The 24,537-nt window shown below is 73.4% G+C and carries 18 protein-coding genes and 12 pseudogenes; 11 read left to right on the top strand and 19 right to left on the bottom strand.

Translation table 11 applies throughout. The features are described from left to right. Positions 1-548 precede the first annotated feature (548 nt). Both FF86_RS16285 and FF86_RS16280 read left to right on the top strand, forming a co-directional pair. Positions 549-1,379 carry a L,D-transpeptidase gene (locus FF86_RS16285; protein ID WP_242418867.1) on the top strand — a complete coding sequence of 277 codons (831 nt, stop codon included), beginning with the start codon at positions 549-551 and terminating at the stop codon, positions 1,377-1,379. Positions 1,380-1,428: 49 nt separating this feature from the next. Beyond that, positions 1,429-1,874 (top strand): annotated as a pseudogene (locus FF86_RS16280) (DUF3291 domain-containing protein); the annotation flags it as partial. A 206-nt stretch (positions 1,875-2,080) separates the two neighbouring features. Here FF86_RS16280 and FF86_RS50085 read toward each other — a convergent pair. The 4 genes and pseudogenes from FF86_RS50085 to FF86_RS34265 form a co-directional block, all read right to left on the bottom strand. After that, a pseudogene (locus FF86_RS50085) lies at positions 2,081-2,639 on the bottom strand (dihydroorotate dehydrogenase); the annotation flags it as partial. A 1-nt stretch (position 2,640) separates the two neighbouring features. Continuing rightward, positions 2,641-3,052 (bottom strand): annotated as a pseudogene (locus tag FF86_RS50080) (dihydroorotate dehydrogenase); the annotation flags it as partial. A gap of 39 nt (positions 3,053-3,091) precedes the next feature. Next, positions 3,092-4,339: a glycosyltransferase family 4 protein gene (locus FF86_RS16270; RefSeq protein WP_044882915.1), complete on the bottom strand. Its 1,248-nt coding sequence runs from the start codon at positions 4,337-4,339 to the stop codon at positions 3,092-3,094. 332 nt (positions 4,340-4,671) lie between these two features. Continuing rightward, complete coding sequence (locus FF86_RS34265; protein ID WP_157866954.1) at positions 4,672-4,848, bottom strand: hypothetical protein; 177 nt, start codon at positions 4,846-4,848, stop codon at positions 4,672-4,674. Between the two features lie 74 nt (positions 4,849-4,922). Between FF86_RS34265 and FF86_RS16265 the strand changes: the two genes are divergently transcribed. Next, positions 4,923-6,335, top strand: a complete 1,413-nt coding sequence (locus FF86_RS16265) for a PLP-dependent aminotransferase family protein (RefSeq protein ID WP_044882914.1) — start codon at positions 4,923-4,925, stop codon at positions 6,333-6,335. A gap of 34 nt (positions 6,336-6,369) precedes the next feature. Here the strand turns inward: FF86_RS16265 and FF86_RS50075 are convergent, their stop codons facing one another. From FF86_RS50075 to FF86_RS50065, 3 genes and pseudogenes are all read right to left on the bottom strand, one after another. Then, complete coding sequence (locus tag FF86_RS50075; RefSeq protein ID WP_396229910.1) at positions 6,370-7,029, bottom strand: MFS transporter; 660 nt, start codon at positions 7,027-7,029, stop codon at positions 6,370-6,372. A 20-nt stretch (positions 7,030-7,049) separates the two neighbouring features. Further along, positions 7,050-7,379, bottom strand: a pseudogene (locus FF86_RS50070) (MFS transporter); the annotation flags it as partial. A gap of 1 nt (position 7,380) precedes the next feature. Next, a partial coding sequence (locus tag FF86_RS50065; protein ID WP_242418866.1) for an MFS transporter occupies positions 7,381-7,752 on the bottom strand: 372 nt, incomplete at its 3' end. A 136-nt stretch (positions 7,753-7,888) separates the two neighbouring features. On the opposite strand from FF86_RS50065, the gene FF86_RS16255 reads away from it, so the two are divergent. Then, positions 7,889-8,290, top strand: a complete 402-nt coding sequence (locus tag FF86_RS16255) for a DUF962 domain-containing protein (RefSeq protein WP_044882912.1) — start codon at positions 7,889-7,891, stop codon at positions 8,288-8,290. 91 nt (positions 8,291-8,381) lie between these two features. Here the strand turns inward: FF86_RS16255 and FF86_RS50060 are convergent. The 5 genes and pseudogenes from FF86_RS50060 to FF86_RS32085 form a co-directional block, all read right to left on the bottom strand. Beyond that, positions 8,382-8,593, bottom strand: a pseudogene (locus FF86_RS50060) (hypothetical protein); the annotation flags it as partial. Position 8,594: 1 nt separating this feature from the next. Continuing rightward, positions 8,595-10,101 (bottom strand): annotated as a pseudogene (locus FF86_RS50055) (ATP-binding cassette domain-containing protein); the annotation flags it as partial. A gap of 1 nt (position 10,102) precedes the next feature. Next, positions 10,103-10,934: FHA domain-containing protein (locus FF86_RS50050; RefSeq protein ID WP_396229906.1), on the bottom strand; the 832-nt coding region annotated here is incomplete at its 3' end. Positions 10,935-11,053: 119 nt separating this feature from the next. Next, entirely contained in the window at positions 11,054-11,791 is a 738-nt protein-coding gene (locus FF86_RS16245; protein WP_044882910.1) for an Hsp20/alpha crystallin family protein, read from the bottom strand. Positions 11,792-13,316: 1,525 nt separating this feature from the next. Next, positions 13,317-14,387, bottom strand: coding sequence for a hypothetical protein (locus FF86_RS32085; protein ID WP_242418864.1), 1,071 nt, complete (start codon positions 14,385-14,387; stop codon positions 13,317-13,319). Between the two features lie 181 nt (positions 14,388-14,568). Between FF86_RS32085 and FF86_RS66630 the strand changes: the two are divergent. The 3 genes and pseudogenes from FF86_RS66630 to FF86_RS50040 form a co-directional block, all read left to right on the top strand. Beyond that, positions 14,569-14,688: pseudogene (locus tag FF86_RS66630) on the top strand (hypothetical protein); the annotation flags it as partial. A 1-nt stretch (position 14,689) separates the two neighbouring features. Next, positions 14,690-14,919: pseudogene (locus FF86_RS50045) on the top strand (helix-turn-helix domain-containing protein); the annotation flags it as partial. A 1-nt stretch (position 14,920) separates the two neighbouring features. Further along, the coding region (locus FF86_RS50040; protein ID WP_396229905.1) for a cupin domain-containing protein at positions 14,921-15,198 on the top strand (278 nt) is incomplete at its 5' end. A gap of 178 nt (positions 15,199-15,376) precedes the next feature. Here FF86_RS50040 and FF86_RS16230 read toward each other — a convergent pair. The 6 genes and pseudogenes from FF86_RS16230 to FF86_RS16210 form a co-directional block, all read right to left on the bottom strand. Continuing rightward, the gene (locus tag FF86_RS16230) at positions 15,377-16,672 is read right to left on the bottom strand and encodes an FAD-binding oxidoreductase (RefSeq protein WP_095212195.1); all 1,296 of its coding nucleotides are present in this window, start codon (positions 16,670-16,672) and stop codon (positions 15,377-15,379) included. Positions 16,673-16,677: 5 nt separating this feature from the next. Then, a pseudogene (locus FF86_RS16225) lies at positions 16,678-17,019 on the bottom strand (hypothetical protein); the annotation flags it as partial. A 205-nt stretch (positions 17,020-17,224) separates the two neighbouring features. Continuing rightward, positions 17,225-18,542, bottom strand: a 1,318-nt coding sequence (locus tag FF86_RS16220; RefSeq protein WP_255355815.1) for an MFS transporter, incomplete at its 3' end; no start/stop codon positions are given. 195 nt (positions 18,543-18,737) lie between these two features. Next, on the bottom strand, positions 18,738-19,064 hold the full coding sequence (locus tag FF86_RS50035) for a DUF1206 domain-containing protein (RefSeq protein WP_313954344.1): 327 nt from the start codon (positions 19,062-19,064) through the stop codon (positions 18,738-18,740). Position 19,065: 1 nt separating this feature from the next. Continuing rightward, positions 19,066-19,601 (bottom strand): DUF1206 domain-containing protein (locus FF86_RS50030; protein WP_313954348.1); only part of this gene is annotated, 536 nt, incomplete at its 3' end. 107 nt (positions 19,602-19,708) lie between these two features. Then, on the bottom strand, positions 19,709-20,533 hold the full coding sequence (locus FF86_RS16210) for a dihydrofolate reductase family protein (protein ID WP_044882904.1): 825 nt from the start codon (positions 20,531-20,533) through the stop codon (positions 19,709-19,711). A gap of 59 nt (positions 20,534-20,592) precedes the next feature. Between FF86_RS16210 and FF86_RS50025 the strand changes: the two are divergent. Both FF86_RS50025 and FF86_RS16205 read left to right on the top strand, forming a co-directional pair. Continuing rightward, positions 20,593-20,733: pseudogene (locus FF86_RS50025) on the top strand (endonuclease/exonuclease/phosphatase family protein); the annotation flags it as partial. A gap of 1 nt (position 20,734) precedes the next feature. Continuing rightward, a partial coding sequence (locus FF86_RS16205; protein WP_242418863.1) for an exodeoxyribonuclease III occupies positions 20,735-21,474 on the top strand: 740 nt, incomplete at its 5' end. 88 nt (positions 21,475-21,562) lie between these two features. Here the strand turns inward: FF86_RS16205 and FF86_RS16200 are convergent. Further along, a complete protein-coding gene (locus FF86_RS16200) occupies positions 21,563-22,165 on the bottom strand; it encodes an Hsp20/alpha crystallin family protein (RefSeq protein WP_044882902.1) in 603 nt (200 codons plus the stop codon). Between the two features lie 1,113 nt (positions 22,166-23,278). Here FF86_RS16200 and FF86_RS50020 point away from each other — a divergent pair. Together FF86_RS50020 and FF86_RS50015 are read left to right on the top strand one after the other, a co-directional pair. Continuing rightward, positions 23,279-23,680, top strand: a pseudogene (locus FF86_RS50020) (AMP-binding protein); the annotation flags it as partial. A gap of 1 nt (position 23,681) precedes the next feature. Further along, a pseudogene (locus tag FF86_RS50015) lies at positions 23,682-24,522 on the top strand (AMP-binding protein); the annotation flags it as partial. Between the last annotated feature and the right edge of the window lie 15 nt (positions 24,523-24,537).

The following is a 24,537-nucleotide window of genomic DNA, read 5'->3' as shown; positions in this document are numbered from 1 at the left end:
CCAGTCGTCCTTGCGCCAGCCGTCCTTGTGCCAGTCGTCGCCGCCCCAGTTCTGAGCCTGCTTGACCGTGTCCCCGCCGTCGGACGCCCAGGCGCTCGAAGCCGCTGGTCCCAGCGCGACGAAAATGGTCGCCATGCTCGACAGCGCGACCACTGCCGCCCGGGTCCTCATTGATCTCCGCACAGTTCTCCCCTACGGTTTCGGAAAAGCAACCAACTAAGGTCACGGGAAAGCGTATCCGGCCCGTCGTGGACTGCAAATCCAGCCGCCCACCCTCGGCTTTTTTCACGTTTCCTCCCGCATTCTCGCGCGCCCCGGAAAAAGACCGGAGAATCACCGGGAAGATATTTCGATGCATCGGCCCCGCGGCGCACCGTCGCGCCCGTAGGGGTGCGCGCCGGGGGCGACGCGGCCATCCGCCGGGATGGATCTGGCCTGCCCCGGTCCGCCGGGAATGGTCGGCGGCCGTCTCAGCGCCCTCCCGGCCGGCGCCGGCACGCCCCCCTGAAACTACATAGGGTAATCGACGTATGACCAAGGAGGTTTGGATGCGCAGCACCGACACGACCCGCCCGCCGGCGGCAAGCCTCGGTCGGACGCCTCGGCGCCGCACCCCCGGCCCGGCCGGCCTCCTGCTCCTGGCTACGCCGCTACTGGCCGCGGGCTGCCTACTCGGCGCCTGTTCCGGTCGGGTCACGCCGACGCGCCCCGCCGCCCCGGCGCCGCAGACCCGAGCGACGCCTTCCCCGGCCGGTACCGGCACCGCCGGCCCCGCGAAGAGGCGGCACCTCGTCGCGCAGGCCGTGGTACCCGAGATCACCTGGTTCGCAACCCCGGACACCGATGCCCCGCGGGGCCAGCTCGCCAACCCCAACCGGGAGGGCGTGCCGCTGGTGTTCGCGGTGGAGGAACGCTGGGCTCGCTGGCTGCTGGTCCAGTTGCCCGTCCGGCCCAACGGGTCGCGGGGATGGCTGCGGGCCGAGGACACCCGGGTCACCGAGACCCCCTACGACCTGCAGGTCGACCGCTCCACGCATCGGCTCACCGTGCTGCGGGACGGCGCGGTCATCGCCCGCCTCCCGGTGGGCATCGGAACCGGCGGCACCCCCACGCCGTCCGGCCGGTTCTACCTCACCGAACTGCTGCGACCCGCGGATCCGAACGGGCCGTGGGGCCCTTACGCCTTCGGTCTGTCGGGCTTCTCGGACGTGATTACCCAGTTCAACGGCGCCAACGGGATCATCGGGCTGCACGGCACGAACCGCCCCGACCTGGTCGGGACGGACGCCAGCCATGGCTGCATCCGGCTACGCAACGCCGACATCGAAAAACTGGCGGGAATCCTCCCCATCGGCACACCGATCTCCATCAGGGGGTGATGGCGCGTCATTCCTGGCGGATGCGGGGCGACGTCCCTAGGCTACTTTCATGACGGGTTACCATCTGGCCCAGGTGAACATAGCCCGGGTACTCGCCCCGCTCGACTCCCCCGCGCCGGATGACATCCTGGCCGGCCTCACGCCGGTGAACGACCTCGGCGACGGGCAGCCCGGCTTCGTCTGGCGGCTACAACCCGCGCAGGGCGCTGCGGCCGTGCACACGTTCCGGCTCGACGCCGAGACCGACCTCACCGTCATCGTGAACCTGACGGTGTGGGAGTCGGCGGACGCGCTCGCCGACTTCGTCTTCCGCCACGATCAGGGCGCGTTCCTGCGGCGCCGGCGGGAGTGGTTCCATCCGACCGCCCGGGCCACCAACGCCCTGTGGTGGGTGCCCGCCGGGCACCGGCCCGGCACGCCGGAGGCCGAGGAGCGGGTCCGGCACCTGCGCACGCACGGGCCGACCGCGACCGCGTTCACCTTCCGGCTGACGTTNCCCCCGCCGGATCGGCGGATCTCCCTGGTGCCGGGAAGTGGTCCAGAGCCGGCCGCCGAGCCCGCGAGTCCCGCCGACGTCGAGGTGCCGAGAAGTCTGGCCGCCGGCGGCTGAGTCCGCTCACCGCACCGAGGCCACGGCCGCCGCGCGCGTCGGGGCCACGGACTCATCGACGGTGCGTGACGAGCCGGGCCCGCCGCGCGGGTCAGTGGACCGCCGAGTCCACGTGGTCGATCCCACCGGCGTCGATCCCACCAGCGTCGATCCAGCCGGCGAGGATCGACCCGAACACCGACGGATCCTCACCGCGGTTCCAGAACGCCGTCGCCGCCTGCACGGCCGCAGCCCCCGCCTGCAGGTACTCGGCGACGTCCCGTCCCTCGCCGACCCCCCCGACCCCGACGATGTCGACGGTGTCCGGCAGCAGCCGGCGTAGCTGGCGCACCTGGCCGAGACCGACCGGTTTGAGCGCAAGGCCACTCATCCCGGCCAGCTCCACGTCGACGACGGGACGGTGGTCGGCGTCGATGACCAGGGCGTTGGGGAAGGTGTTCACCGCGGTGACGAAGCGCGGACCGCCGGGCCGCCCGGCGAGCTCGGCGAGCACCGCGGCGAGCTCGGCGAGAGCCGCCGGGTCGGAGAACGGCGAGATCTTGACGCCATAGGGAACGCGGCCGGCCGGATCACCGCCGGCCCGCGCGAGCAGTGCGTCGCCGACCGCGGTGCAGATCGCCGCGGTCTGGCCGGGGTCGAAGCAGGCGATGNGCTTCTGGGCGCCGCCGTCCCAGACGTTCGGGCAGGCCAGGTTGAGCTCGATGAGGTCGACGCCGGCCTGGGCGACGACCTCGGCGAGCTCCCGGTACTCCCCGACGTCGAACCCGGCGACGCTGACGATCAGCGGCTTGCCCGCCTCGTGCGCCCGCTCGACCATCCCGGGCAGATGGGCACCGTAGTAGTCCAGGCCGCGGTTGGGCAACCCGAGCGCGTTGATCGAGTAGACCCGACCGGGCCAGTAGACGTTGCCAGCGTTGCCGGTCCGCGGCTGGCGGGTGATCGAGCCGACGACGATCGCCGCGACCGCGGACCGGGCGAAGACGTCGACGTCCTCCACCGACTTGCACGTGCCTGCCGCGTTCATGACCGGGTGTTCCAGGGCGACGCCCGCCAGAGCACTCATGCCCGCCAGCCTAGGGGCCGGCGCCGCGGCACCCGCCGGTCAGGCAACGGCCGCCGGCCTCCTACCGAAGCGGCGACGCGTCCGGTGGCGGTCGATGGCCTTCTGGTAGACCGCGACGCGCAGGGCCGCGATCCGCTTCGGCTCCAGCTCCTCGGTGCCGACCCGGCCGCGGGCGCCCACGGCGGCGGCGAGTTCCGGGTCGGTGAGGAAGGGCTCCAGCGCGTCGGCGAGCGCGGGTGCGTCCTCCGGCGGGACGACCGTTCCGCCCTCCCACTTCGCCACCCAGGTCGCGACGCCCGTGGTCGCGGTCGCGACGACCGGCCGACCCGAGGCCATCCCCTCCAGGCCGGCGATGGAGAAGCTCTCGAACCGGCTCGGGACGACGACCGCCCGCGCCTCCTCGTATGCCTTGACGAGCTCGGGCCGGGTGAGGTGGCCCGCGAAGCGGCAGGTGACGCCGAGCTCGGCGGCGCGGCGCGCCAGCCAGGTGCCGGTCGGGACGTCGTCGATGAGGCCGGACGACTGGCCAGCGAAGACCACTGTCGGCTTGACGCCGCGATCCCCGAGCAGCGCGGCGGCTTCGATCAGCACGTCGAGGCCCTTGCGCCATTCGAGCCGGCCGACGACGAGCAGCGTGGGGTCGGTCTGCTGCGGCGACGGCACGGCGGTGTACGGGGAGCGGTCGAACGGGTAGGGGATGACGTCGGCGTCGGTGTTCTTCTTCAGCCAACCGAAGCCACGCAGAGTGGTGACGATCAGCTCGGACGGGGCCGTCCGCGCGTCGGCGCGCAGCGCGGAGAACCGGTCGATCCGGTCCGCCAGCGCGCCCCGGCCGTGCAGCTCACCCTCGCGCAGGCGGACGTCCATCATCGTCGGCGTGTGCAGGTGGATCACGAGGGGAACGTCGCGGCGCACCGCGGTACGCAAACCGCGGGTCTCGCCGTCCTGGGTCTCGATGACGTCGGGGTGCAGCCCGAGGCGGCGCAGCCAGAAAGCGTAGGAGACGGCGAGGACCACCCGCAGGGACAGGGAATCTCGTGGATAGTTCTTCCCCTGAAACGACCGCCCCAGCGGGCCCAGATATCTGCTGACCGGCAAACGGAGCAACGGGCGCCGGTACACCTTGACGCCGTCATGGTCCTCGTCGGTGCGGCGACGACCCTGCGCACAGAGGATATGGACCTGATGACCGAGCGCGGCCAACGCGTGAGCGATGTCGTGCGTGTAGACACCCGCCCCATCCCAAATGATCGGCGGATACTGCTCGCACAAGAAGACGATCTCCATACCCATCCCCCACGGCGGCGAACTCCGGACGGCTCACCATAGCGCCAGCTTATCGAGCGGCCACGAGGGGTTTCGGCCATCAGCAAACGCTGAGGATCTTAACCTTAACGTAAGAGAAGCGATGCCCGGACACGGTCTGACCTGCGCGTTGACACGCAGCCCAACAGAAAGCCACTAGGCCGGAACGCCTTCCCCTGCGGGCCGACCGGAGGCACACGGACACGCAGGCGGCACCACCCGGACAGCCACAGCACCACCTGGACAGCCACTACGCCACCCGGACAGCACAGCACCTACCGGACGGTGACGGGCACCCGCCGGACAGCGGCGGATCAGCGAGACGACACCAGCCGGAGGCCGGCTGCCCGGCGAGCAGAGCTCGGCCGCAACACCCGGCGGCGGGGACGCGGGGCGGGCAGGCCGTAGCCGCGGTCCCGGGTATCCGGCCCGAACACCGCGGCCAGTCCGATCAGCACCGCGAACAGTCCCAGCAGCAGGAGTTCAGGCATCGTGGACCCGCCCGAGAAGGTCGAGACGCGAAAGCACCGCGGACCGGCAAACGATAGCGCTATCGTCTAACGTCATGGTCAACGATAGCAGTATCGACCGGGTCGTGGGGGAGCTTCGCCGGCTCGCGGACAGCGGGGCCGTCGGGGAGAAGCTGCCCAGCACGCGGACGCTGCAGCAGCGGCTCGGCGTCGGCCCGGTGACCGTGCAGCGGGCGCTGGGCCGGCTGGTCGCCGAGGGCCGGCTGGTGACCCGGCCCGGCGCGGGCACGTTCGTCTCGGCGCGGCGCACCGTCCAGGCCAGCGACACCGACTGGCAGCAGGTCGCGCTCGGTCCGAGCCCCGTGCAGACCTCCGGCCTCGACGTGCTGTTCCAGCTCATGGGCAGCCCGGGTTTCCAGCTGGGGGCGGGCTACCTCGATCCCGGGCTGCGGGCGGACACCCGGCTGGCCGCCGCTGCCAGCCGGGCGGCACGGCGGCCGGACGCCTGGGCCAGCTCCCCCACGGCCGGCATCCCGGAGCTGCGGAGCTGGTTCGGCCGGCAGATCGGCGCCGAGCCGGAGAACGTGCTGATCACCCCGGGCAGCCAGGGCGCGCTGTCGGCGACGTTCCGCGCGATCCTGCCCGCCGGCCATCCCGTCCTGTTCGCCACCCCCACCTACCCCGGCGCGCTCGCCGTCGCCCGCAGCGCCGGGCACATCCCCATCCCGGTGCCCGGCGACCGGGACGGAATCCGGCCCGAGCTGCTGCGCGACGCGTTCGCGCGGACGTCGGCCCGGCTGCTGGTCATCCAGCCCACGTACGCCAACCCGGACGGCAGCGTGCTCGCGGCGCAGCGCCGCGGTGAAGTGCTCGACATCTGCCGGCGGGCCGGGGCGTTCATCGTCGAGGACGACTTCGCCCGCTGGCTCGGCTTCGCCGCCGTGACGCCGCCGCCCCCGCTGTGGCAGGACGACGACCACGGGCAGGTCATCACGATCCTCTCCCTGACCAAGGTGCTCGCCCCGAGCCTGCGGGTGGGCGCGGTCATCGCCCGCGGGCCGGTGATGAGCCGGATCGCGGCCATGCGGATCGTCGACGACTCCTTCGTCGCCCGCCCGGTCCAGCACACGGCGATCGAGCTGGTCAGCGGGCCGGCCTGGTCGGCGCAGGTCCGGGCGGTGGGCGGCGCCCTGCGGGAGCGGGCCGCGGCCCTGGGTGCGGCGCTCGCCCGTGAGCTGCCCGAATGCTCCTTCGCCCCGCCGCGCGGCGGGGTGAACCTCTTCCTGCGCCTGCCCCGTGGAATCGACGACCTCGCGGTGGCGACCAGCGCCGGGCGGCTCGGGGTGGCGGTGGCCCCGGGCCGGTTCTTCACCATCGGCGAGCAGGAGGCGGGCCACCTTCGCCTGTCCTACGCGGGCATCCGCACCGAGGACATCCCGACCGCCGTCAGCCTGCTCGCGGAGGCCCTGCATGCGGTGGCCGAACGGGCGCCCGGGTTCGCGAACTGATCCGCCAGCGCCTCCCGCGGAACCGACCCGAGGCCTACGGCCGGCCGGGCGTCGCCGCAGCCTCCCGCCCCGCAGCCTCCCGCCCCGTGCCCGGCCCGACCCCCGCCCCCCCGGCAGCGGACCGCGCCTGGACCTGGGCCACGGTGCCGGCGACCTCCCGCCATAGCGGCGGCAGCAGGGCGGCGGTGACCAGCGCGGCGAGCGCGGCCAGCACGAACGGCAACCGCGGATCCGCCGCGAACAGCGCCCCGGAGGCCAGCGCGGCGAACACGGTCGTGGCGGTCTGTGTCGTCGCGAACAGGCCCTGACCGCGGCCGGTGCCGTCACCGGCGGCGCATTCCTGGGCGAGCAGGGACTGGGCCGCGGGGTAGGCGACGGCGAGGCCCGCCGCCTCCAGGCAGCTCAACAGGATGATGAGCGGGATCGAGTGCAGGAAAGGGTAGCTGGCGACCGTCACCGACAGGACGAGCGTGGTCGCCCCGATCAGTCGGCGCCGGTCACACCGGTCGGCGAGCCAGCCGGCGGGCCAGGCGAAGACGAGGTATGGCAACGCGAAGAGGGTGAAGGTGAGGCCGATCAGCGTGGTGGACGCGCCGTCGCGCTCCATCAGCAGGCTCCAGCATGTCTCGTAGACGCCAGCGATCAGCCCGTCGCAGCCGGCGACCAGCAACAGCCCGAGGACGCCGCGGCGCAGCAGCAGCCGGGCCGGCGGGNCACCACCGGCCGGACCCGTCGGGGCGCTGCTCCCCGCGGCATCGGTCGCAACTGGGGAAACGGTCGCAACCGTGGAAGCGGCCGCAACCGTGGAAGCGGCGGGAACCGATCCGGCGCGGACGGTAGCGGGCAGGAGCCACAGCACCGGCAACGACGCCAGCACCGCGGCCGCGCCGCTGCCCAGAAACACCAGATCCATCCGGTGCTCGCCCGCGAAGCCGCCGAGCAGCGGACCGAGCGCGACGCCAAGAAGCTGCCCGGTGTAGATGGCGCTGAACGCGCGCCCCTGCGTGCCCGGGGCGACCGTCGTGGCGACGGCGGTCAGCGCGGNGACCTCGAACGCGCCCGCGCCCGCGCCCTGCAGCACACGCATGACTGCGTCCATCCCGACCCCCGTCGAGGCGAACAGGCCGAGGCAGCCGGCAGCGTAGGCGGCGAGCCCGGAGAGCAGCACCCCGCGGTGACCGCGGGCCGCCGCCGCCCGCCCGGCGGCATACTGCGACAGCAGCGCCCCGAGGAAGAACGCGGCCATCACGACCCCGACGCCGGCGGCGGAGATGTGCCGGTCGGCCAGGTAGAGCGGCAGCAGCGGGGCGATGGCGAAGGAACCGAGCCACTGCAGCAGCGTCGCGGCCGTCAGGACGGCGAGCAGGCGACCCGGGCGGGACGTGCCCGCCTGCACCGATTCGCTCGTCTTGCCCATCCCTGGATCCTACCCCGCGGGCGCGGCGCCTGGCAACGTGGATACGACCGAACGATCGAACGACCGACGGGCGAGCCGGCCCGGGCCCGGCGGGGACCTTGACCTCGGTGCCACGGCCGGCGGGAGGTGGGCGGCGATGAACATCCGACGCGGGGCGCGCGGATCCGGGACGGCCGGCGGGGCGGTGCCCGACCGTTCGGCCCCGTTCGCCGAGAAGATGGCGTACTACCGGTCCCAGCACACCGGCCGGGCCATCCGGCTGACCCATCTCGTCGGCATCCCGGGGGTGGCCTTCGCGCTGCCGGTGGTGCTCGTCCGACCCAGGATCGGTCTGCCGGTGTTCGCGGCGAGCTGGGCCGTGCAGATCGCCGGGCACGTGCTGTTCGAGCACAACCGCCCCGCGCTCGCCGAGGGCCCGCTGACCTACCAGCTCTGCGGTCTGGCCTTCTGGTGCGAGGAGGTCACCGACCTCCTCAGCCGCGCAGGGACATCCGGCCCTTGGGCGGCTGCGGCTGGCCGTGGACCCGGTCGGGCCTGAACCCGGGCAGCCCTGTGCCCTGCGCCGGCGCGGCATCCGCCGCTCGGGTGACCTTGGGTTCGATCCGGCGCAGCATGAGCGTGGTGAGTGNCAGCGCGATGACGCCGATGGCGATGCCGATCACGATGTCGAGCGCCCAGGTGCCCGCGCTGTGCTCCCAGAGCCGGTCGGGGGGGTCGGTGCGCAGGGTCGGGTTGCCGAGCTTGCTCACCACGTTGATGTCGTCGGTGGAGGCCAGCGCCGCGAACCCCCACCGGGCTGGGACGAGGTAGCTGACCTGCTCCAGCACGAGCCGCCCGGTCANGGAGGTCAGGCCGCCGGAGAACACGAGCTGACCCATGGTGACCAGGACGAGGATCGGCATCGCCTTGTCCGCGTTGTCGATCAGGGTGGAGACGAACAGGCCGATCATCATCGACGCCAGCGCCGCGACGATCACCGCCAGCAGGCACTCCAGCAGCGGCGAGCCGAGCGCGGCGGCCTGCGGCGGAGTGCGGCCCACCACCGCGATGAGCGTGAAGACCAGGCACTGCGCGGTCGTGATCGCGGTCAGCAGGATGATTTTGGAACCGAGGTAGGCGGTGCGGGACAGGCCGATCGTCCGCTCCCGCCGGTAGATCGCGCGTTCCTTGACGATCTCCCGGATCGAGTTGGCCATCCCCATGAAGCAGGCGCACAGCACCAGCACCACGAGCACCTTGGTGGCGTCGGCGTTCGGCGACTGCGGCAGCGGGCCCAGTCCGTCGGGAGCCTTGAGCACCCGCGGCACGATGCCGAGCAGGAACGGGTAGGCGATGATCAGTCGCAGGTAGGACCGGTCGGCGAGGACGACCCGCCAGTACCGGCGGGTCAGCGTCGACAGCTGCGCGGTCACCGGCTGCTGGCGGACGCTGGGTAGCTCTGGCGGCGCCTTGCGGACCGCCGGCGCCACGACCGCGGAGGGCACGAAGAACTCCGACGCCCGGAAGCGGGCGGCCATCTGCTCGCCCGGGGTGGCCTCCAGCTCCCGGAAGACCGCCGCGAACTCGCGGAAGTCCTGCTTGCCGAAGAAGCGCAATGCCCCATCGGCCGGACCGAAGTAGGCGACGTGGCCGCCGGGGGCGAGCACCAGGATGAAGTCGCACAGATCCAGGAACAGCACGCTGTGGGTGACGACGATGACGGTCCGGCCGCTCTCGTCGGTGGACCCGGCGCCGCCGCCCTTCGCGAGGCCGCGCAGCGTCTCCATCACCGACTGGTCGTTGGCCGGGTCGAGGCCGGAGGTCGGCTCGTCGAGGAAGAGCAGCGACGGTCGGGTGAGCAGTTCGAGCGCGACGCTGGTGCGCTTCTTCTGGCCGCCGGAGAGCTGGGAGACCCGGGTGTCGGCGTGCGCGGACAGCCCGAGCTGGCCGATGACCTCTTCGACCCGAGCGCGGCGCTCGGCCGCGGTGGTGTCGGCCGGGAAGCGCAGCTCCGAGCCGTAGAGCAGGGCCTCGCGCACGGTGAGCTGGTCGTGCAGCGGGTCGGCCTGGGGCACGTAGCCGATGCGGCGACGCAGCTCGTCGTACTCGGCGTAGAGGTCTCGGCCGGCGTAGCGCACCGAGCCGCGGTCGGCGGGCCGGAAGCCGGTGAGCGCGTTGAGCAGGGTGGACTTGCCGGCGCCGCTGGGGCCGACCACGCCGAGCAGGGACCGGCCGGGCAGCCGGAAGGTCATGTCGTGCATGAGCTGCTTGGTGCCGGCCCAGACGGAGACGTCCTGGACCTCGAAGGCGACGTCCCCGGAGTCGACGTACTCGACGAGCGAGCTGCCCTCGAGCTGGAACAGATGGTGGNCGATGGCGATGACGTCGCGCTGCATCACCGGGGCCCGGCTGATCCGGTGGCCGTTGACGAAGGTGCCGTTCGCCGACGCGAGGTCGACCAGCTCCACCCCGCCGAGCGAGATGTGCAGCTCGGCGTGGTGACGGGAGGCGAGCAGATCCCCGACGTTGATCTCGTTGTCGCGGGAGCGCCCCATCCGCATCCGGCCGGGCCTGAGGGGATGCACGCGGCGCCGGTCGTGCACGACCGCACTCTGCGCGGTCGCCGGATCGATCGACAGGCCCCCCGAAACCCCCGGCGCGATGCCGGCCGCCCCCGACGGCTGCCCCGGCACCCCGGCCCCGACCGGCACCGGCGGCTCCGTGCTCCCGGGCACACCGCCGTTTCCGGGCCCACCGCCGTTCCCAGGCACACCGCCGTTCCCGCCAGGACCCACCGGCGCAGACGTCACTGGGGTGGGCGCGAAGGCCGCAAGGTCCTCGATGGAGACGGGCGCCGCGTCCGGCCCGCGGGTCGGGGCCGTCGCTGGGATGACCGGCCGAGCAGGCCGGGGCAGGAGCACCACCTCCGGGCCGTCCGCGGCGCCGAGGCGTAGCCGCAGCTCACCGACGATGTCGACGTCGCCCAGCCGGCGACCGTCGCACCACAACCCGTTGGCGCTGATGTCCTCGACCCGCCAGCCGACCGCCGTGGGGTGCAGCACCAGATGCCGACGGGACACCCGTCCGTCGTTGATGACAATGTCCGCGGACCGGGCCCGCCCCACCACGGCGGGCTCGTCGCCGGTGAGCGTCACCTCCCCGGCCGGGGTGTGGACGCGCAGCGGGGTCCCAGACACCAGCACTCTCCCTCGATCGCCAGACGCACCATAGTGTGCCTGCGCGAGGGTCGTTTTCCCGCCTCCTTCCGCGACATGTCCGAAAGCCGACCGTCATCCGCCCGTCAGAGCCGTCGGGCGACGGATCAGCGGAACTCCCTCGCCTCGGAACCGGCCTCCCGGCCAGGTGACCCAGCCTCTCGACCAGCCGAGCCCGTCTCCCGCGTCTCCGAACCAGCCGAACCCGTCTCCAAACCAGCCGAACCCGTCTCCCGACCAGCCGAACCCGTCTCCCGCGTCTCCGAACCAGCCGAACCCGTCCCCAAACCAGCCGAGCCCGTCTCCCGACCAGCCGAGCCCGCCTCCAGACCAGCCGGAGCGGCCTCGCGACCAGCCCCGACCTCACCCCGGTCACCCACGGTGATCTCGATGTGCCGTGGCCGGCTGCGACGCGCCTTGGGCAGGGTCACCGTGAGGACCCCGTCGGCCAGGTTCGCCGAGACACCCTCGATGTCGACCTCGCCGGGCAGGGCGATCCGATGTTCGAACCGGCCGATCCGTCGGGACCGGCGGCGCACGACACCGGTCCGCTCACGCTCGCTGATCTCCCCGGTGACGTGGAGCTCGTCGTCCCGCAGATCGATCGAGACGTCCCCGCGGCGGACGCCGGGCAGCTCCAGCTCGACGACGTAGGCGTCGTCGGTCTCCTCGATGTCGACCGGCAGCACCGCCCCGGCCAGCACGCCGAGCGGCCGGCCGGAGCCGCCCGCGACGTCGCCGAGCAGGCTGCCCATCCGGCTCCAGGCCTCCTCGATCTCGCGGAAGGGGTCCCAGCGGCCCAGGGTGACCCCGCTGTCGGGCGTGCCTCGGGTGGAGAGCGCCATCACTCCCACCTCCATCATCATCGCAGAATGATTATGACTAACTACCCTTTGGTTGCTACCCGGCGACTCCAGGCCGGCAAACCGGTGGTATCAGTCACGATGGTGGCGTGGCCGGGAAGGGAGGAGTGGCCGGGAATGGTGGGGTGGCCGGGAGCGGTGGGGCGGGGTCGGTGAGCGGCAGAGGCGCGCCGCAGCGCGGCTCCGCCCGGCAGGCGCGCCGGTTCCAGCCGCACAGTCTGCCGACGCGGATCGGCGACGATCCGCGCCAGGCCCGCTGGGCGGACGCGATGAAGACGGTGCTCAACCGCGAGCAGATCAGCCTGCCCGCGCTCGCCGAACGGGTGGCCGGACCGCTCGATCTGCAGGGCACCCACAAGCTGCGCCGCTGGCTGAGCAACGAGACGACCATCCCGGCACACGCGATCATCGAGCTGGCCCGGGCGGTCGGTGGCCATGAGAGCGACATGCTCGCCGCCTACGGCCTGCGCAGTCCCTCCATCAGCAAACTCGTCCGCCGGGCCGAGGAGGCCGAGGAGCGGGAGCGGCAGCTTCGCGCCCGCTCCGCGCAGGAGGGCCGGACCACCGGCGGCGCCCTGTTCGCGGCGGCGGCAGCCCGCGACGGACGGTGGTCGGTGACCGTGCGGCCGCACTGGCGAGGCCGGCGCCACCGCTGCCACTTCGCCGACCATGTGCTGCTCGAACGCGTCGACGCGATCAGCGAGCGGGCCGACGCCGAACGAGACTTCGCCGAGGTCTTCGAGCGGACCGCGGCGAGCTGGGACGCCACGCCGCTGCTGGTCGAGGGATTGCCCGCGGGCCCGCTGCCGCCGCTGATCGTCCACCGCTTCACGGCTCCGCACGAGCCCACGGCCCACCATGCCCCCACCGACGCGTCCGGGGTCGGCGCGCAGGGCATCGTCGTCACCGGCCTGCAGTGGACCGGCTCCTACACGGTCGCGGCACTGCTGGCCAAGGCGCTCGGCTGGGGCCTGGGCAGCTTCGCCCGCGCGGCCCGGTCGGTGCACGGCGGGGCGCAGCTCGACTTCGCCCTCGCCGACGAGATCATGCAGGACTGGCTGCGCCGCCCGGACAACTCCCCGCGCCGGGTCTGGGCACACGTGCTCACCGAGCCACCGGAGCCGAGCGCGCCCAGCGCGCGGCTGCTCGGGGACGCGGGGCCCGACGTGCGGGTGGTCATGGTGGTGCCGGAGCCGGAGCTCATCGAGATCATCGCGGCGTTGTCGGGGACGGCGCCGATGGAGCTGGCCGCGCAGTGCCGGGCCTGGGGTGAACTGCTCGCGCCGCATTCCCGGCTGCTGCACGTGCCCGCGTCCGCCCCGCGCGCGGCGGACGGCTCGGTGCTACGGGCCGGTGATCCCCGCTTCCTCGACGCCTACTTCGACGCCTCCGTCGACGCGGCGTTCGACGCCCTGCGCCGGCTCGCGGGCGACCGGCCGGTCAGCACGCTCGTCCCGGCGCAGGCCCGGCTGAGCGACCCGTTCGCGGCCCTGGTCGCGGGCGGCGCTCAGGCCGCGAGCAGCAGCGATCCCGCGGCGCGGGCACCGGTGGCACTGACGACCCCGCCCCCAGCACCAGCACCAGCACCGCTATCGGCACCCGCACCGCAGTCGGCGGGTCCGGTCCCGCTGGCGGGCCCGGTCCCGTCGGCGATCGGCGCCGCGGGCTGAGCGGCGCGCCGCAGCGCGTCGGCGAGGTCGTCGTCGGCGGCCCGCGCGGCTGTCGGTCCGAAGGCCTCGACCAGCGCCGCGCGCAGCGCGCGCACCGCGACGGCGCCCGTGCCGTGCAGGCCGGCGACGGTCGCCGTGAGCCCGACGATCCGATAGCCGGCGACCTCCCGCCGCACCGTCTCGGCGGCCGGCATCGCACCCCCGGCCGTCGGCCACAGCGGCCGGGCCGACGCCAGCCCGGCACGCCCGTCACCACGACCCTCACCCCTGCCGTCCCACCGGCCGGATTCCCGGGCGAGCCCGTCGAGCCGCGCGTCGCGGCCGGTGAAGGCGCTCACCGGCGGCACGACGGGCGCCTTGTCGGCCAGCGGCCCCGCGAGGTAGCGCCGGTGACGCCGCGGCGAGGTCGCCTCGACGGCGGCCATCACGCGACGGATCCAGGCCGCCATCTCGGCCGGGGTGGTGCCGTAGCGGTCGGCCCAGGCCGACAGGGGCCAGCCGGTGCCCGCGACGGCGGGCACATCGCTGCCCAGCCATGTCATCAGGTGCGCCAGCAGGGCCCGGTCGGCGGGGTCGGGCAGCGCCTCATGCGCCCAGGCCGCGTCGGGCACGCGTTCGGGCCGCTGCTGCAGGCCGTGGGCGCGCCGCCGGTCGCGGTGCAGCTCACCCAGGGCCGAGCGCACCACCCGGACGAGGTAGCCGTGCGGGGCGGCGGGACCCCGCCGGCCCAGGCGGTCGACAATCCTTTCCAGCAGGGGCACGGCGTCGTCGAAGCACCCGAGGTCGCAGGCGGCGAGGACGTCGTCCTGGATCGCTCGCGGCCCGGCGGGGCAGGGCATCCCGCCATGGCGGGCCGACCGGCGGGACAGGGTGTCGTTGACCGCGCGGACGGCGGCCGCGAACGTCATTTGTTCCATATGTCCCGAGCGTGCCGGCCGAGCCACGCTTACGGACTCCCGTGGACTGCCGAGTTGACCGGTGCGGCCGGCAGAATCTGCCAGTCCGAGCGTCGGCCGCGGGACGGCTGCCCGCCGCGCGCTGCCCGGCCGAGCCGTCCCCGCGGGGCCTGACGTCGATGCCGGGCCGACCGTGCCCCGGTCTCGACGCCCTACGCTGCATGCTGTGTCCACCGAGCCGGGCGAGCAGGCCCTCGAACGGGTCATCGCCGCCCGGGTCCGCGAGTACCGCCTCGCCGCCGCGCTGTCGGTCNCGGAGCTCGCGCGGCGCACCGAGATGTCCAAGGCGATGCTCTCGAAGATCGAGAATGCCCAGACCTCCTGCAGCCTGTCCACCCTCGGCCGGCTCGCCGCCGGGCTCGGCGTCCCCGTGACGGCGCTGTTCCGCGGCGTCGACGACGAGCGGGAGGCGGTGTTCGTGCCCGCCGGGCACGGCGCCCGGATCGTGCGCCGCGGCAGCCGGGTCGGCCACCTCTACGAGCTGNTGGGCACCCTGCGCGGGGGAGCCAAGCGGATGGAGCCGCTGCTGGTCACCCTGACGGAGGCCAGCGAGGTCTTCCCGTTGTTCCAGCACGAGGGCACCGAGTTCCTCTACGTCCTCGACGGCGTGCTGGAGTACGGGCACGGCGAGGCCCGCTACGTGCTGCACCCCGGCGACGCGCTGATGTTCGACGGCCAGGGGCCGCACGGCCCGGTCCGCCTGCTGGAGCTGCCGATCCGCTTCCTGTCCGTCACCGCCCACGGCTCCCACGACGGCCCCTGACGCCCGGCCACGCATCACGGGGCGCCGAGGTCCTCGCGGGACGTGGCGTGGCAGCGGACGGGCCTGGACAGCGGCGGATGCGCGGGAGCGAGCCGCCATGGTCCTTCCACAGGATTCGATGTCCGATTTATCCCTGCGGAAGAGACAGGCGGCGCCGCTCTCAGGCAGCCGGCCTGGCTCAGCGCATCTGGCCGGCGGCGGCGTAGGGGTGCGGGCTGACCAGGGGGGCGTTCTCGGCGAAGCGGGAGAGGCGGAAGTCGGCGGCGGGGATGAGCGGATGGCTGGAATCCCCGTCGACGACGAGGTCCGCGACGAGCTCACCGACCGCGACCGAGATCGTGAACCCGTGGCCGCTGAACCCCGCCGCGACGAACAACCGGTCGACCGGCGTTGCCGAGATGATCGGGTTGTAGTCGGGGGTGACGTCATAGCAGCCGGCGTAGGACGACGACAGCGCCACCTCGGGCAGACCCGGGAAGCGATGGGCGAACCGGCCGACGGCGCGCTCCACGTACTGCGGGTCCGCGGCGCCCGGGTAGGCGTCGGGGTCGACCCACTGCGGGCGGCTGTGGTCGCTGTTGCCGACCAGCAGGTCGCCGGAGCGCTCCGGGCGCACGTACTGCAGGCCGACCAGGTCGGACAGCACCGGTACGTTCCCGACCGGCGCGCCTGGCGCCACCAGCAGGATCTGCTCCCGTTGGGCCCGCAGCGGCAGGTCGACGCCGACCCCGGCGGCCAGCGCCGCCGACCACACGCCCGCCGCGAGCACCACCGTGCCGGCGGCGATCCGGCTGCCGTCGGCGAGCTCCACCCCGATCGCCCGCCCGCCGGGCCCCGCGCCCCGATCGAAGCGCTCGCCCCCATCGGCACGCTCGCCCCCACCTGCTCGTTCGCCCCCACCTGCTCGTTCGCCCCCACCTGCTCGTTCGCCCGAGGTCAGGATGCGCGCCACCGGGGCACCCTGGCGCACCCGGACCCCGCCCTGGCGGGCCGCAGCCAGGTACGCGTGGCAGGTCCGGTAGGCGTCGCCGTAGCCGCCGCGCGGCTCGTAGGCGAACGCGGCGAAGTCGGCGAGGTCGGCCGCCGGCCACAGCTCGGCGACCTCCGCGGGATCGGCGAGGCGGGTGTCGATGCCGACCGCCGCCGCCGCCTCGACGTTGGCCGCCAGCGCCGCGGCATCACCCGGCCCGACGCCGACGATGTAGCCGACCTGCTCGAAGCCGACCCCGTCGGCCACCCCGAGGATCTCGGCGGCGTGGGTGAACAACTGCACGCCGTGCCAGGCCATCACGGCCAGCGAGGGCACTCCGTAGTGGCAGCGGATGATGCCGCTGGACCGACCCGTCCCGCCCGAGCCGATGGTGGCCCGTTCGAGGACCAGCACGTTGCACACGCCCTTGCGGGTCAGCGCCCAGGCGATCGCAGCCCCCTCGATGCCGCCGCCGACGATGACGACGTCAGCGCTCGCCTGCACGGTCATCATCCGGGGACCCAGTCGGTCCCCGCCAGCGGCACCTCGGCCAGCGGCACCTCGGCCAGCGGCACCTCGGCCAGCGGCACCTCGGCCAGCGCCGCCGCCTCGACGGTGAGCGCGACGAGGTCCTCGGGTTCGAGGCGGCGCACGTCGCTCTTGCCGCAGGCGCGGGCGAGCATCGTCGTCTCCATCGCCAGCGCTCGCAGGTAGGTGGCCACAGGCGACGTGCCTGACGTGCCCGACGTGCCCGACGTGCCGGTCACGGTCGACCACCCCCGATGTGTCTCACCACATGAACCATCGTCAACTGACATTCGACGAGAGAACGATGTCGGAGGAACGGCGCCNCAGTAACGATCCCGTAACGTTCCGCTCCGGGGAACACTGCGGGACGGACGACGGCGAGACGCGCAGGCCCCCTGCGCCCCTTGACCGGTCTGGGCGCGGTCTAGGCGCTCGGATCGAGGGTGTCCCGCGAGGTGCCACCGGAGGGACGGGGTACCACCGGCGCCTCGGTCCGGTCATGCGGAGCGGACGCAGCTGNGGCGGACNCAGGCGGCTGCGAGGATCGTTCCCGGGCCTGCGCAAGGGCGGCCTTCGCGTCGTAGCGGATCAGCGCGGGTACCGCAGCCGTCACCAGCAGCAGGCAGCCGATGCCGGCCAGCCCCCCGCTGATCACGGAGAACGCCGGCGAGGTGACCGCCGCGACGCTGCCGGCCTCCAGATCCCCGAGCCGTGGCCCGCCGGTGACGACGACGAGGAACACGCCCTGCAGCCGCCCGCGCATCTCGTCGGGGGTGGCGACGTTGAGGATCGCGTTGCGCAGGATGGCGCTGACCATGTCGGCGGCGCCCGCGAGCGCCAGCAGCGCCAGGCCGAGCGCGATGTCATGGGCCAGGCCGAAGCCGGCGATCGCCCCGCCCCACAGGACGATCGAGACCACCACCGCGAGCCCCTGGCGGCGGACCCCGCCGAGCGGGCCGGACAGCCCGGCGGCGAGCAGGGAGCCGACCGCGACCGCCGAGTACATCGCGCCCGCCGTCGCGCTCCCCCCACCGAAGCGGCCCTCGGCGAGCGCCGGGAACAACGCCCGCGGCATCCCGAACACCATCGCGATGAGATCGACCACGAAGGTCATCAACAGCACCGGCTGCCCGCGCAGGAATCGCAGCCCCTCGGCGACGCTGGCCACCCCCGCGCCGCGCCCGCCGCCGCGCGGTGGCATCGCCGCTAGCCGGGCCAGCCCGTACAAGGGGGCGGCGAAGGTGACCAGATCGACCGCATAGGCAACCGAGAAGCCGCCGGCGGCCACCGTCACGCCGGCGATGAGCGGGCCGAACACCCCGGCAGCGGTGCCGCCGATCTGGGCCAGGGCGCTGGCGGCCGGCAGGTGCTCGAGCGGGATCAGGTTGGGCGTCATCGCCCGGCGTGCCGGCTGATCGGCGGCCAGCAGCGCGGACTGCACGGCGACCAGGCACATCAGCGGCCAGGCGGCGTCGTCGACGGCGCCGACGAGAGTCAGCAGCAGGAACGCCGCCGAGACCACCGCCAGCCCACCAGAGGTGATCATCGCGAGGCGGCGGCGGTCGACCGCGTCCACGATGGCGCCGCCGAACAGCCCGCCGGCGACGAGCGGCACCAGCGCCACCAGGCTGACCAGGCCGACCTGGAACGACGAGCGGGTGACGGCGAAGACCTGCAGCAGCACCGCGGTGGCCGTGATCTGGGAACCGAGGGCGGAGATCGTCTCCCCCACCCACAACCGGCGGTAGGCCGGGTACTCACGCAGGGGGGAGATGTCGGCGAGCAGCGTGGCCGGGCGCGGGGGCCGTCGGGGGGACGCCCCGTCCGACGACCGGCCAGCGCGCACCCGCGTCCCCTCCGCTCAGCCGATCCGCCGCTCAGCCGATCCGCCGATCCGCAGCTCGGCGGCCGCCGGTCCGGGCAGCACGCACGCTACCGTGCCCGGTTGGTCAGCCGCCCATGGTTCCGGGCGTGCGAGGACGGCCCCGGCCGGCCGCCCGTGGGCACCGACCGGGGCCGCCGTCGCGCGGACCGTCGACGGTCAGAGCTTGCGGTAGCGGGCCTCGAAGAACGAGTAGACGCCGAACAGCGCCAGGCCGATCGCACACACGGTGAGCAGCCACTGGCCGTACGCCTGCCCGGCGAGGGTCTTCAGCGTGCCGTCGAGGCCCTTGGCCTCCTTCGGGTCGAACTCGATCGCCGCCTTGGTCACGAACACGCCGGCGAGCCCGAACACGATGCCGCGCACGATGTAGCCGACGAGACCCGCGGGCTTGGCGATCTTACGGGCGAGCGCGCCCATCTCCCCGGTCTTCAGCTTCTCCTCGAACTTCCGCTTCGCCCCACGAATGATCATGCCGATGCCGATNCCGACGACCACGAGGCCGACGATGCCCACGAGCACCCGGCCGGCGTCGTTGCGCATGACCCGCGCCGTCCAGGGCGCCGGCTCGCCGGACCCGCCGCCGCCCGAGACGAGGAAGCTGATCGTGCTACCGGCGATCACCAGGTAGATGACGCCACGTGCCGCGGAGACCACCCGCTTCGCGGTCCGCTTCTTCTCGCCGTTCTCGTCCTGGACACCGACCGCGGCCTCGAGCAGCCGCCAGGCCGCGTACCCGAGGAAGCCGATGACCATGATGACCAGGACCGTGGACCCGAACGGCTTGTCCTTGATCTCCCCGAGCGCACCGTTGCGGTTCGTCTGGGCGTTGCTCAGTCCGAAGGCCACCTGGAGGGCAAGCACCCCGATGAGGACGTAGACCAGGCCCCGCCCCGCGAGTCCGATGCGGGCCGTGATGTCGACCGTCCGGCTGTGGCGAGCCCGGCGCGCCGCGCCCTTCGCCTGGCTGCCAGCGTCGCCGCCGCTGGTGACGGCGTGCCGCAGCCGGCCGCCGGTCTGCACCGACACAGTGATCACTCCCTCGGACCATGGGATCGGTTGATCCGGGTGGAGCGATGCCCGGCCGGGGGCGCACAAAACCGGTGCGCACAAAACCGGACGAGGCGCGTTCAGGCCGACGTCGGCACCAGATACCGAAGCAGCACCACATCGTCGAGTTGTCGGACCTCGGCCAGCCGCAGCGGGGAATGGACGTTCTGCGGGAAGGCCCCAGGGCCGACGAACGCCGGCGCGTCCCGCTCGCCGACGAAGAACGGGGCGACGGCGAGGTGGAGCTCGTCGACGAGGCCGGCGGTGAGGAAGGCGGTGTGCACCGAGGTTCCCCCCTCGACCAGCAGGCGGCGCACGCCCCGGTGGGCGAGGTCGGCGAGCATCTCGGCAACGTCTATCTCGGCAACGTCCACCCGCGGCCGACCGGGCAGGTCGACGACGCTCACCCGCCCGCCGGGACCAGGTCCGCCCGCCCCCGCCGCCCCATCGGCGATGGGCGCCGGGAGGACTCGGGTGTGGTCGATGGCGGCGCCGGGCGGCGCCACGGACCAGGATGGCGGCGGTGCGGCGCTGCCGGCGCGCCGGTAGACGAGCGTGTCGACCGGGTCGGTGCCGAACAGGCGGGAACGCGGATCGAGGTCGCCGCCGCCGGAGAGCACCACCTTGACCGGCGTCGGCGGCAGGCCCGCGGCGACCCGCGCGGCGCGACGATGCTCGGCGCGCACGGCGAGACGGGGGTTGTCCCGCCGGACGGTCGCGGCGCCGACGAGGATCGCGTCGCACCCGGCGCGCACCTCGTCGACCCGATCGAGGTCCGCCGGCCCGGAGAGGATCAGCCGCGCATCCGAGCAGTCGTCGATCCGGCCGTCCAGCGACATCGCGCAGCTACAGATCACGTAGGGGCGCCCCACCGCCGTGCGCTCGCCGTCCACGCGCGTCAGCATGGCATGCCGGTCGGGAGCGGCCGCGGGCCTGCCGCGGCACGGGACTACCGTGACCTGCTGTGCGGATCGCGACGTGGAACATCAACTCCGCGAAGGCCAGGCAGGCCCGGCTGATCGAGTGGCTGGACCGCGCCGGACCGGACGTGGTGTGCCTGCAGGAGACGAAGCTGTCGGACGACGCCTTCCTCGAGCTTTTCGACNAGGATCTGTTCCGGCGTGGCTATCGGGTCGCCCATCACGGCGACGGCCGGTGGAACGGCGTGGCGATCCTGTCGCGGGGCAGCCTCGACGACGTCGTGCGGGGCCTGCCGGGCGGGCCGGGCTTCCCCGACCCCGAACCTCGCGCGATCGCCGCGACCTGCGACGGCATCCGGGTCTGGTCGTTGTACGTGCCGAACGGGCGCACCGTCGACGACCCGCACTACGCCTACAAGCTGTCCTGGCTGGCCGCGCTGCGCGACGTCGTCACCGCGGAGGTGGCCCGGGGCCCGCTGATGACCCTCGGCGACTTCAACATCGCCCCGACGGATGCCGACGTGTGGGACGTCGCGCAGTTCGAGGGCGCCACGCACGTCACATCGGCCGAACGCGCCGCCCTCGGGGAGCTCGTCGACGCCGGTCTCGTCGACGTCCTGCGTACCCGCTGGCCCGACGACGTCGTCTACACCTACTGGGACTACCGCCAGCTCTGTTTCCCGAAGAACTTCGGCATGCGCATCGACCTGACGCTGGCGTCCGCCGACGTCGCGGGCCGGGTGCGCGCGGTGTGGGTGGATCGGGCGGCCCGCAAGGGGACCGGAACCAGCGACCACGCGCCGGTCATCGTCGACCTGGATGTCGCCCCGGATGGGGACGTGGGCCCCATGGTGCCGCCGCCGTCGAGCCGCGGCTCGACGGGCCGCGGCCGTTCGTCGTCCACCGGCGACTCGCTGCGCCGCTGACGCCGACGCGGGCCCGGGAGGTCATGCGCCCCGGGCCCGACGCCGCGGCGGGCCGGGGTGCGGAGGGACTCGCACCCCGGGTGCGCCGTCACGCGGCCGGCGTGTTCGCGGACTCGGCCCGCCCGCCCTCACTCTGCGCCGTGGGCTGCGCCGACACGGCCGGAACCTCGCTCGGCTGGGCCGGCGCGACCTCGACCGGCTTCGCGACGGCGGCCGGCGCGTGGCCGCCGCTCGCCGCGGTGACCGCGATGCGGGTCGCCTTCGGCTCGACCGCCGCGCCCGCGAGCCGGACGGTCAGCACGCCCCGGTCGTAGCCCGCGGAGATCCGCGAGGCGTCGACCCGCTCGGGGAGCTGGAACTCCCGGCGGAAGCTGCCGGACCAGCTCTCGCGGTGGACGCGACCGGCGTGTTCCCGCTCGTGCTGCCCACCGCGCCGGCCGCGGACGACCAGGCGGCCACGGTCGATCTCCACGACCACGTCGTGCTCCACGTCTACCCCGGGCAGCTCGAGGTTGATCAGCACGTCCTCGCCCTCGGTGACGACGTCGGCCGAGGGAACGGCGAGCTCCGCGCTCTGGGAGCGGCCGGCGAGCGCCGGGCGCCGGGTACCCCACGCGCGCCGAACGATCTCGTCGAACTCCCGGTCCATCCGCCCCAGCGCCGCGAACGGGTCCCACAGGTAGGTGCTCACAAGGGCCTCCCTCGTCTTGATCGATCTCTGGGTGTCACGGCGGGCCGGGCCGCCCCGAGGCACATCCCGGCGATCCTTCGCCGTGAGGCCTCGGCTTTCAGCTCGTCCGTCGTTCACAGTTCATGAGTCTAGGACGCTCAAGCTTCGGGATGCAAGTCTCGGCAGCACTTCTGGTGCAGAGTGACACAGGTGACAGCGAGGCTGCGATCTCGCGGCCGCGGTCGCCGGGGCGACCTCCACGATCGTCCGCGGGGGTACCCGGACCCCGCCGCTGCGGCATCGCGCCCGGCCCGTTCGGGCTGCCCGAGAAGTGCTCGCCCCTCCCCCGGGCGGGGGCGGGGCGGCGAGGGGACGCCGGCGCGGCCCGCGTACCCGGAACAACCCGCGCATCCGGTCAGGCGCGCGGAAGCCCATCACCCGCCGCCGGTGGACTCCAAGGAGCCGGACCGGCGGACACGCCGACCGGCGGACACGCCGACCGGCTGGAGCGCCAGGCCCCGACCGGGCGGCCCCGGGTGCCGTGACGCGCCCATCGGGAGAATGCCCGACGAGCGCAGATCAGCACCGGGTGACCGGTTCGCGCCGTAGCCGGAATACCCGGCAAGACCAGCAAATCCTTACGGAGTGGAGAAACGTCGACCCCGATTACGAGCGGGTAAACCGACACTTCCGTCAAGGTTACGAGGGGTGGCGACAAGTAAGCCACACCATCGTGGTATAAAGTCCCACGCTATACCGGACTGCATGCTGGGGAGGCTGTTCGTGTACCTCGAGCGAACGGTTGCAGCGCCGCACGTGTTTCGTTGGCGGAGTCGCCCAGAACGACCCACTCCCGTCAGGCGGCATCCCGCCGACAGCCCCGCCCGTCCGTCGCCGCGGCGACGGCCCTTCGGGGCGTTTCCGACGGACCGCCTGGTCGCGCGCGACTGACGATCCCACGATCGGCGAGAGTCACGTGGTCGAGGGTCATCTGGCACGGACCGATGGCGCCGGCAGCACAGAGGACAAGGAGTGGCATTGAACGAGAGCGATCGGCNCGCGGCTCTGGCGGTCGCGACGCCCGGAGGTGACGTCCCCTTCCCCGCGTTGGACTTCGATCATCTACCGGCCTCGGTGGTCAGCCGGTTCCGCGAGGTCGCCACGCACCTGCCCAACACCCCGGCGGTGGTGTCCCCGGGCGTCACGATGACGTTCGCCGAGACCGACCGCCGCACGGACGACATCGCGGTGGCCGTGCTGGGGCGCCTCGACGCGACCGAGGACGGCCCGGTGGCGACGCTGCTTCCGCACGGGGTCCCCGGGCTGCTCGGCGTGCTGGCGGCGATGAAGACCGGCCGGCCCGTCGTCCCGCTCGATCCGATGGTGCCGGCCGAGCGGATGGCTCAGATCATCCGTCAGGCCGGCTGCGTCGCGCTGATCACTGACCTGAGCGACGGCTCCGTCGCCCGCTCCACGGTGGGCCTGCGGCCGGTGGGGTCGCCGGACGCGCAGGCGGCCGCCGTGGCGACGGTCGATNCGAAACCGCTGCTGGAGCTGCTGGCCGGCAACGGTCCCCGGCTGGTGCTGGACCTCGCGGCCGCGGCCGGCGACGGCGCCGAGTGGATCGCCGCCAACGGGGCCGACGCGGTCTGGTGGCCCGAGCCGCAGCTCACCGACCCGGCCTGCATCGTGTTCACCTCCGGCTCCACCGGCGCACCCAAGGGCGTCGTCTGGACGCACGGCACATTCCTGTGCGATGCCTATGCCGGCGCGCAGCGCCTCGGCTTCGGGCCCGGCGACCGGTTGGCGCTGGTGCTGCCGTACTCGTTCGCGGCGGGGATCACCGTAGTCGTGTTCGGCCTGCTCAACGGCGCGGGCCTCTACGCCTACGACCCACGGTCGGCGGGGCTGCCCGGTCTCGGTGACTGGATCAACGCCCAGCACCTGACGGCGTTGCAGACCACCCCGTCGCTGCTGCGGGCGTTGCTCGGCGCGCTCGAACCGGACGAGATCCTCGCCGACCTGCGGATCGTCACCACCTGCGGGGAGGCCGCGTACGGCCGCGACATCGCCGCGCTGCGCCCGCACGTGCCGGCGTCCTGTACCTACGTGAACTGGTCTGGTGCCTCCGAGATCGCCTCGCTGGGCTTCTTCGAGATTGCGCCGGACGCGCCGGTGCCCGCGGGCACCGTGCCGGCGGGGCTGCCCGCGCCGGGCAAGGAGGTGGTGTTCCGCCGCGAGGACGGCACCATCGCCGGGCCCGGCGAGTCGGGCGACGTCGAGGTGACCTCGGCGTACCTGTCCGCGGGCTACTGGGGCAGCCCGGAGCTGACGGCGGAGAAGTTCACCCCGCGCCCGGACGGCCGGACCACCTGCCGNACCGGCGATCTCGG

The organism is Frankia sp. CpI1-P (assembly GCF_001421075.1).
GTDB classification, from domain to species: Bacteria; Actinomycetota; Actinomycetes; order Frankiales; family Frankiaceae; genus Frankia; species Frankia torreyi.
This window is presented reverse-complemented; position numbering and strand designations above follow the sequence as displayed.

Bases quoted from the DNA above. Each gene is read 5' to 3' on its own strand.
- FF86_RS16285 (WP_242418867.1), top strand. From the start codon at position 549: ATGCGCAGCACCGACACGACCCGCCCGCCGGCGGCAAGCCTCGGTCGG.
- FF86_RS16270 (WP_044882915.1), bottom strand. From the start codon at position 4,339: ATGGAGATCGTCTTCTTGTGCGAGCAGTATCCGCCGATCATTTGGGAT.
- FF86_RS34265 (WP_157866954.1), bottom strand. From the start codon at position 4,848: ATGCCTGAACTCCTGCTGCTGGGACTGTTCGCGGTGCTGATCGGACTG.
- FF86_RS16265 (WP_044882914.1), top strand. From the start codon at position 4,923: ATGGTCAACGATAGCAGTATCGACCGGGTCGTGGGGGAGCTTCGCCGG.
- FF86_RS16255 (WP_044882912.1), top strand. From the start codon at position 7,889: ATGAACATCCGACGCGGGGCGCGCGGATCCGGGACGGCCGGCGGGGCG.
- FF86_RS16245 (WP_044882910.1), bottom strand. From the start codon at position 11,791: ATGGCGCTCTCCACCCGAGGCACGCCCGACAGCGGGGTCACCCTGGGC.
- FF86_RS32085 (WP_242418864.1), bottom strand. From the start codon at position 14,387: ATGACGTTCGCGGCCGCCGTCCGCGCGGTCAACGACACCCTGTCCCGC.
- FF86_RS16210 (WP_044882904.1), bottom strand. From the start codon at position 20,533: ATGCTGACGCGCGTGGACGGCGAGCGCACGGCGGTGGGGCGCCCCTAC.